Annotated in this window: 9 protein-coding genes and 1 pseudogene; 6 read left to right on the forward strand and 4 right to left on the reverse strand. The window is 67.8% G+C overall.

Features of this window, described 5'->3' with window-relative positions:
* A pseudogene (locus tag ACWCQ6_RS34915) lies at positions 1–187 on the forward strand (hypothetical protein); the annotation flags it as partial.
* A gap of 67 nt (positions 188–254) precedes the next feature.
* Here ACWCQ6_RS34915 and ACWCQ6_RS34920 read toward each other — a convergent pair.
* Positions 255–443, reverse strand: coding sequence for a hypothetical protein (locus ACWCQ6_RS34920; RefSeq protein ID WP_451096193.1), 189 nt, complete (start codon positions 441–443; stop codon positions 255–257).
* 177 nt (positions 444–620) lie between these two features.
* Between ACWCQ6_RS34920 and ACWCQ6_RS34925 the strand changes: the two genes are divergently transcribed.
* Positions 621–1,226: a hypothetical protein gene (locus ACWCQ6_RS34925; protein WP_451096195.1), complete on the forward strand. Its 606-nt coding sequence runs from the start codon at positions 621–623 to the stop codon at positions 1,224–1,226.
* A 266-nt stretch (positions 1,227–1,492) separates the two neighbouring features.
* Here ACWCQ6_RS34925 and ACWCQ6_RS34930 read toward each other — a convergent pair whose 3' ends face one another.
* Complete coding sequence (locus ACWCQ6_RS34930; protein ID WP_451096197.1) at positions 1,493–1,834, reverse strand: DUF5713 family protein; 342 nt, start codon at positions 1,832–1,834, stop codon at positions 1,493–1,495.
* Positions 1,835–2,027: 193 nt separating this feature from the next.
* On the opposite strand from ACWCQ6_RS34930, the gene ACWCQ6_RS34935 reads away from it, so the two are divergent.
* Entirely contained in the window at positions 2,028–2,630 is a 603-nt protein-coding gene (locus ACWCQ6_RS34935; RefSeq protein ID WP_451096199.1) for a GNAT family N-acetyltransferase, read from the forward strand.
* Between the two features lie 272 nt (positions 2,631–2,902).
* Here ACWCQ6_RS34935 and ACWCQ6_RS34940 read toward each other — a convergent pair whose 3' ends face one another.
* Together ACWCQ6_RS34940 and ACWCQ6_RS34945 are read right to left on the reverse strand one after the other, a co-directional pair.
* On the reverse strand, positions 2,903–3,433 hold the full coding sequence (locus tag ACWCQ6_RS34940; RefSeq protein ID WP_451096201.1) for a hypothetical protein: 531 nt from the start codon (positions 3,431–3,433) through the stop codon (positions 2,903–2,905).
* 393 nt (positions 3,434–3,826) lie between these two features.
* Complete coding sequence (locus tag ACWCQ6_RS34945) at positions 3,827–4,774, reverse strand: aminoglycoside phosphotransferase family protein (RefSeq protein WP_451096203.1); 948 nt, start codon at positions 4,772–4,774, stop codon at positions 3,827–3,829.
* A 149-nt stretch (positions 4,775–4,923) separates the two neighbouring features.
* Here ACWCQ6_RS34945 and ACWCQ6_RS34950 point away from each other — a divergent pair, with 149 nt between their 5' ends.
* The 3 genes from ACWCQ6_RS34950 to ACWCQ6_RS34960 form a co-directional block, all read left to right on the forward strand.
* The gene (locus ACWCQ6_RS34950) at positions 4,924–5,379 is read left to right on the forward strand and encodes an SUKH-4 family immunity protein (protein ID WP_451096205.1); all 456 of its coding nucleotides are present in this window, start codon (positions 4,924–4,926) and stop codon (positions 5,377–5,379) included.
* 146 nt (positions 5,380–5,525) lie between these two features.
* Positions 5,526–6,083: a (2Fe-2S)-binding protein gene (locus tag ACWCQ6_RS34955; RefSeq protein WP_451096207.1), complete on the forward strand. Its 558-nt coding sequence runs from the start codon at positions 5,526–5,528 to the stop codon at positions 6,081–6,083.
* Positions 6,080–6,912 (forward strand): FAD binding domain-containing protein (locus tag ACWCQ6_RS34960; protein WP_451096209.1); only part of this gene is annotated, 833 nt, incomplete at its 3' end. The genes ACWCQ6_RS34955 and ACWCQ6_RS34960, both read left to right, overlap by 4 nt.

A 6,912-nucleotide genomic window follows, 5' to 3' on the forward strand; every position in this document is an offset into this window, starting at 1 on the left:
CACCAACAACCACGTCATCTCCGGCGCCTCGTCGATCGAGGTGACGCTCAGCACCGGCCGGACGTACACCGCCGACGTGGTCGGCACCGACCCCGCCGCGACGCTGCGGATGGCCGTACACCGTAACGGCACGGGAGATGCCACGGCCTCACACCAGGGTCCGCCCGACGCCGGTGCTGTCGCGTGAGGCGTCCTCGGGCATCCCGGCAGCCGTAGCACCCGTCCTCTGGCCTCATCGCCGCCGGCGGATCCGATCACCAGGTCGACGAGGGCGGGGTTGGCCATGGCGGTGTGGCCGGGCCGAACCGCTCGACAGTCACGGCGGCCGCGATGGCGAGCCGGTCCGGCAGGACCTCGTCGAGCGGATTCGGCGATCCGGGGCGTTCGAGCCACACCGCTCCGATCTCTTCTTCGTCAAGGGTGACGGGAGCCGTGGCGGACATGGACGAGGGCGGGTCGGATGTTTGTGTGCCGTCGGGCGAAACAGGGATCGAGTCCAGTCCCGACAGCCGAACAGCCAGTGTCTCCACGCCAGAAGGAAGGATTGCGGCCAGGGCAGGGAATTCACGGACGAGGCACCACCGCCAGGACACGACCGACATACTGAGTATGCTCATGGAATGAAGATCATGGTGCTGGGCCTCGTGACAGGGGCCGGGTTCGGTGCGGTCACCTCGCTCGCCAATGCCCTCTCCTCCCCGTACTCGGCACTTGGCGCTCCGCTGGCAGGCACCGTCTGGGCAAGCATCGCGAAGGTGCTCAGCCTCCTGGTAGGTCTCGGCTGGGCATGGGCCGCGCTCGCTGTGGTGATGGGGCGGCTGGCCAGGACATGGGCTCGGGGCGCCGTGGCCGCGGCGCTTGCACTGATGGCGGCCACAGCAGCGTATTACCCGATGGACGCGTTGGTCCGGGACGAACCGCTCAGCTGGTACTGGCCGGAGCTGCTCACGTGGTGGGCGGCGAGCGTGCTGTTCGGATCCGTCCTGGGTGTGGTGGGTGCGGCCATCGAGCGGCCCGGCGTGACCGGTCTGCTCGCCGGGCTGGCGGTGCCCGCGGGCGGCACCGCCCAAATGATTGCACTCCCACCCCGGCCGGGCCTGACCTTCGCGCAGGAAACCGTTGTGGCCGAGATTCTCATCTGGACGACGCTGGCAGTGGGCGCCGGCTGGGCCGTCCACCGCTACTGGGTTTCGAGGCCGGCCGAGCACCTTCCGGCAGGCAGCTGACGCCGCTCCCCCTCCCGCTGAGATCCGGCTCACGGGAGTGGGGAACCGTCCCGTTGATCGTCGGGGCCGCGAAATCCGAGCTCGGCGCGTTGTTGATCCGGCTCGATGGTCCTACGGTCGGCACAGGCGAACGCTCCTGCCGCATGGAACCCACGGCAGGTCCGCTTCACAGGAGTTCGTCGGCGCCAGCGGCGAAGAAGATCCTGCCCGCGGTGGTGCCCCGTCCTGGACCGGCAGGGCGGAACACCGCGGCCCTGTGTCCGTCCTCACCATTCCCTGGCGGCGATCAGCTCCTCCGGGTCTGCGTCCGAGAATCCGTAGGCCGACGCCACGAACCAGAAGTCCTCGGCTATCTCCTCTCGCGCAACGGTCTCGATCTCACTCCCTGCCGCCTCGAACTCGGCCTCCAGCAGATTGAACTGCTCCGTCGCCGCCTCCGTCAGCATGTACAGAGCCTGCAGGTCCGCCGGCTGCTCTGACTCGATCCGCTCGCACAGCCTCAGCAGGATCTCCCTGCCCTTGTCGACGACGTGATCCGGAAAGTAGTCGTCCGCGTACAGCGGTTGCAGAAAGGCGTGTTCAGCCACTTGCTGGTTCGTGATCGGCATGGTGCCTCATCTCCTTCGAACAGTCATCGTCCCGATCATGCACCACGCCACTGACAAGCTCGGCGCGAGACTTCGGACCAGTACGTTCACGGTCGACAGCGCTGCCTTCCAGAGGATGGAGGAACGGCAGCGCTGGGCGACTGGGCAGAGGAATCCGGTGGCCGCGACTCGAAGGCGCCCATAGCATCCACCCATGATCGAAGACACCGAGATCTCGGGCAACGAGCAGGACGCAGAGATCGAGAGGCAGCTTTCCTGGCGCGCCAGGGCTGTCGGACTCGCGGCAGTCGACACGGAAGACGCCGAACTCTTGCACAGTTGGCGATCCGACCCGGTGACCGCCTATGAATTCGGCATCTGGCCGCGCTCCCTCTCCGCGGTGCGCGAGCGTGTCGAGCGCGACAATGAAGACGACGATCGCGACGACTTCCTCGTCCTGCTCCCTGACAGCACCCCCGTCGGCCACATCGCACTGACCGGCCAGAACATCGTCAACGGCACAGCACAGGTCGAGCTGGTGCTGGCTGCTGAGCACCGTGGCCACGGCCACGGCACCGACGCCCTCGACGCTCTGGTGGACCTCGCGTTCGGGGAGCTCCCGTTGCACCGCCTCACGGCAGAGACCCACACCGACAACGCCCCCGCGCTCGCCGTTCTCGCCAAATCCGGCTTCGTACGCGAAGGCACCAGTCGCGCCGCCTGTTTCCACCGCGGCCACCGTCACGACCTCGCCGTGTTCTCACTGCTCCGCCCCGAATGGGAAGAGCTGAACCGCCCACGCGCCTGGGATGCCTGACCGGCCGGAGAGCACTCGCACCTTTCCCATCCCCTCGACCTGGCACCTCTCGATCTCGGATTGGCCTGACACCCCGTAACTCGACCGAGCCGGGGCACCGTTGGTTCCGTGACCACCTGGCGCCCGCGGTCCTGGGCCCGTCCGGAGCGGAGAAGGACAGTGCTCGGGGAAACAAAATGCCGGAAGAGCGAGGGCGGGCAGCGGTCGGACGCCCCGGCGCGTCCGACCGAAGAAGCCCGCGAACGGCTCACGCATCGGCTGCCACGCGGAACCTAGTGCTCGGCGACGTGTTCTCGCAGAAAGGCGCCTGCGTGCGCGGCTGCTTCCTCCTTCGTTGCGTAGTACGAGGTGCTGTCGGCTTCGTCGCGCGTGCCATCGGCTCCCCGTCCGGTCCACCGCCAGCCACCGGATGACGGATCCCGGGACAGTTCGGCGCTGCCACCGCACAGTTCGATGACACTCGGCTCCAATTCGGCAGGGGCTGACCTGTGGATGGCGTCGGGCCACTTCTTCCGAGCGCCCTGCCGGGTGATACCCCAGGCAGCGCCCAACTGCTCGTAGCTCGCACCGTAGGAACCGGCGGTTCTTGCCGCGATTGCCGTCAATCGCTTGACCTCAGCGTCCACCACCTTCCAGGTGGTGAGGATCGACAGAGTGACGCCGATGGGGTCGGCATCCCACATGCGCTCTTCGGGGAGCCCGGTTGCCCGGGCACGCATGGCCGAGGCGAGTGGGTTGAGGGCATCGAGGAGAGCCTTGTCGAGAACTGTCTGTTCCGCGGTCGTGATCTCGGGCAGCGTCATACCGGTAACTCTAGTTACCGAATCCATAGGCCGCAACTAGAGTTACCGCACGGGAAAGGTCAGGTTCCCTGGCCGCCCGGAGCTTCGTCCGGTTCCACGCGCGAGCCCGGCGCCAGGGTCGCCGCGTCCAGCCGCCTCCTACTCCTCGGCCAGTGGCAGCTCGTCCGGTCCGTGTTGCAGAGGCGATCTGTCGTCGGGGTGGGAGGCGGCGTTCCGAGAAGACCTGGTACACCCGGCTGTTTGTCTCGGTGAGCACGAGGAGGCGCCCGTAGAACTCGCTCAGTTGCCGGTCGCCCCGAGCCGATCGCTCCTGACGCTACGTCAATTCACGAATGTTCAGGCCGGTCGGCGGCTATCCGGCGAACGCCGGCGCGACAATGATGAATGCTGCGCTCATGGGCCGTCACACCGGGCGCTCTTGGTGAGCAAATCCGCCAACGTGTCGGCAAATTGAGTGAGCCAGTCCAGTTGTGCTCCACTCCGCGCCCTGCGAAGTCCATGGCGGCGCCCCCAGAAGGCGGCCTGGACAGCATGGAACTGGGCCCAGCGCCGGGCCCGTTCGTGGTCGACTTCGGCCGCGTCGGCAAAGACACGCAAGGTACGGTACAGCGCCTTGCGCAGGTCGCTCGCCGCGATGAGCGTCAGCGCCCGCGACTTGAGCAGCGTGCCGCCGTCGTACGCGGGGTCTCCAGCGTACCCCTTGGGGTCGACGGCCAGCCACGGCTCACGGTCGGCGCGCAGGATGTTGCGGGCATGCAGGTCGCCGTGGATGAGAGTGTCCGGCTGATCGTGGCCGAGCTCCCTGGCAGTCGCCAGGGCGGCGTCCACCACGTATCGGGACAGCGTGTGGGTCAACTCCTGTCCATCCTTGAGCAGTTCGGCCTCCCAAGCATCTGCCTGCTCCCGGAGCCGGGGCAGGCCGGGCGGCGCTGGGATGGCCAGTCGGCGGCTGATCCGCCCTGCGATCCTCACTGCCTCATCGTCCTCGTCGACCTCCGCCAGAGTGGACGACCGAACTCGCTCCAGCAGCATGGCGAAGTGCTCGTCGTCGCGCTCGTGCAGCACCACGGCTCCGTATCCGCCCCAGGCCACAAAGGCGTCCGGCTCGTGCACATTGCCGGGATGGGGGAACGACACCTTCACCACGGCGGCCCCATCGTCCCGCCGTCGCACCGGAACGATGATTCCGACGCCCCCGTGCATGACCTCACCGTCCGGGAGGCATTCCCAGCGACCCAGCAGCTCCTCCACCACACCTGGCAGCTCGGCCAGCCAAGCGGCACCCGGCTCGCCCTCCCGCTCGACCGTGCTCCGTGCGAATGCCTCTGGAATTTCGATCATCCCGCACCCTACGCACCGGCCCCGTCGACAAAGGGATCGGTGGCACCTCGCGGGGTCCCGTTGGCGGGCTCCATCGGGTATGGCGGCGAGGCCGGCCCAAGGCCGGAAAACGCGGCTGCCGTGTCAGCGACGGAGGTTAGATTCTCCGTATGGACGATACCGAAATCGCCTCACTCCTGGCCGGATGCACCGGCTCCCCCTACCCCGGTGCCTGGCAGGACGCCCCCTTCGTGGAACGCACGGTCGAAGGGGAACGGTACGCGCTGGTCGCGCTCGACCCGGGTCTGAGCGCGCTCGGCGTGTGCCGCGCCGACGGCTCGCTGTGGGGCCTGCCGGAGGACGGCATACCCCACCTGGTGAACTCCAGCGTTGCGGCATTCGCCCTGTTCAGCCGCGCCTACGTGGAGGCCGCAGCCGAGGCGGACGCGTATGAAGCACCCGACAACGGCTCCGACACGGCCGAGGACCTGGCCGAAGGGACTGCCGACGCGCTCACCGAGGCGCTGGTAGAGCGGTTCGAGGCGATCGACGCGGCGGCCGTCGCCGATGAGAACTCCTTCTGGTGCGTCACCGCTGAGGAGTTGGGCTACGGCATGAACGTCTGATCCCGCCCGCCCGACCGCCGACACGCCCTGCCCGCGAACGAGCCCACCGTCAATGATTGAATCACCCTCATCGCCCTCTCCCTCCCGGAATGTCCACCGGGATCGTCTCGTTCGACGCGCATCAGCAATGCGAAAGAAGGCTGATCATGACTCCAGCAACGTCCAGTGCCATCACCCTGAACATCAATGGCGAGAAGTACACACTGCCGGTCGACCATCGCACCACCCTGCTCGACGCCCTGCGCGAGCGTCTCGACCTGACCGGTTCCAAGAAGGGCTGTGACCAGGGGCAATGCGGAGCCTGCACGGTGCTGATCGATGGGCGCCGGGCCGTTTCCTGCCTCCAGCTCGCGGTCGCGGCCGAGGGGCGGGAAATCACCACCATCGAGGGCGTGGCCGATGGTGAACGGCTCCACCCGGTGCAGCAGGCCTTTCTCGACCTCGACGGATTTCAGTGCGGGTACTGCACACCCGGGCAGATCTGTTCGGCCATCGCGGTGATCGAGGAACACGCGGCGGGCTGGCCGAGCGCGGCGACCGACGACGTCCGGCCCGAGGCGGAGGTACCCGCACTCGGCGCCGAGGAGATCCGAGAGCGCATGAGCGGCAACCTGTGCCGCTGTGGCGCCTATGTGTCGATCGTGCAGGCAGTCGCGCAAGCTGCGGAAGCGGCCGGGAACCAGGACAAGGAGACGGTGGCGTGAAGGAGTTCGGCTACGAGCGAGCCTTCGATGTTTCCGGAGCGGTCGCCCTGCTCGGTTCCGACCCCGACGCCCGCTTCCTCGGCGGCGGCACCAATCTTGTCGACCTTATGAAGGCAGGCGTGGAGCGGCCCGCGCTGCTCGTCGACTTACGTGAACTTCCTCTCTGTTCAGTCGAGTTCACCGAGAGCGGCGGACTGCATATCGGGGCGACCGTCACCAACAGCGATCTCGCGGCCCATCCCGAAGTGCGGCGTCACTACCCGGCGTTGGCGCAGGCCGTGCTGGCCGGTGCCTCCGGGCAGCTGCGCAACATGGCCACGGTCGGCGGCAATCTTCTCCAGCGGACCCGCTGCGGCTACTTCACCGACATCAGCAAGCCGTGCAACAAGCGCTCCCCCGGCAGCGGTTGTCCCGCCGTCGAAGGCGAACACCACAACCACGCGATCCTCGACGCCTCCGCGCACTGCGTCGCCACCCATCCCTCGGACATGGCAGTCGCCCTCGCCGCCTTCGACGCCGTCATCTCGTACGAAACGGCCGACGGGCCGGGCGAGTTGCCGATCTCGGAGTTCTATCCGCCCGTGGGCGACACTCCGCACATCGAGACCGCTCTTCCGCCCGGCGCACTGATCACCGGCGTCACACTGCCGCCCTCCCCCGTCGCCGCCCACTCGCGGTACCGCAAGGTGCGCGAGCGCGCCTCGTACGCGTTCGCGATCGGCTCGATCGCCGCCGCGCTCGATGTCCGGGACGGTCTCGTCCATGAAGTGCGTCTGGCGCTCGGGGCCGTCGCTTCGAGGCCCTGGCGCGCCCGTGCGGCCGAGCGGAC

This window comes from Streptomyces sp. NPDC001880 (assembly GCF_053594575.1).

Coding starts and splice junctions, on each gene's coding strand:
- ACWCQ6_RS34940 (WP_451096201.1), bottom strand. CDS start 3,433: ATGACGCTGCCCGAGATCACGACCGCGGAACAGACAGTTCTCGACAAG.
- ACWCQ6_RS34920 (WP_451096193.1), bottom strand. CDS start 443: ATGTCCGCCACGGCTCCCGTCACCCTTGACGAAGAAGAGATCGGAGCG.
- ACWCQ6_RS34930 (WP_451096197.1), bottom strand. CDS start 1,834: ATGCCGATCACGAACCAGCAAGTGGCTGAACACGCCTTTCTGCAACCG.
- ACWCQ6_RS34950 (WP_451096205.1), top strand. CDS start 4,924: ATGGACGATACCGAAATCGCCTCACTCCTGGCCGGATGCACCGGCTCC.
- ACWCQ6_RS34925 (WP_451096195.1), top strand. CDS start 621: ATGAAGATCATGGTGCTGGGCCTCGTGACAGGGGCCGGGTTCGGTGCG.
- ACWCQ6_RS34945 (WP_451096203.1), bottom strand. CDS start 4,774: ATGATCGAAATTCCAGAGGCATTCGCACGGAGCACGGTCGAGCGGGAG.
- ACWCQ6_RS34935 (WP_451096199.1), top strand. CDS start 2,028: ATGATCGAAGACACCGAGATCTCGGGCAACGAGCAGGACGCAGAGATC.
- ACWCQ6_RS34955 (WP_451096207.1), top strand. CDS start 5,526: ATGACTCCAGCAACGTCCAGTGCCATCACCCTGAACATCAATGGCGAG.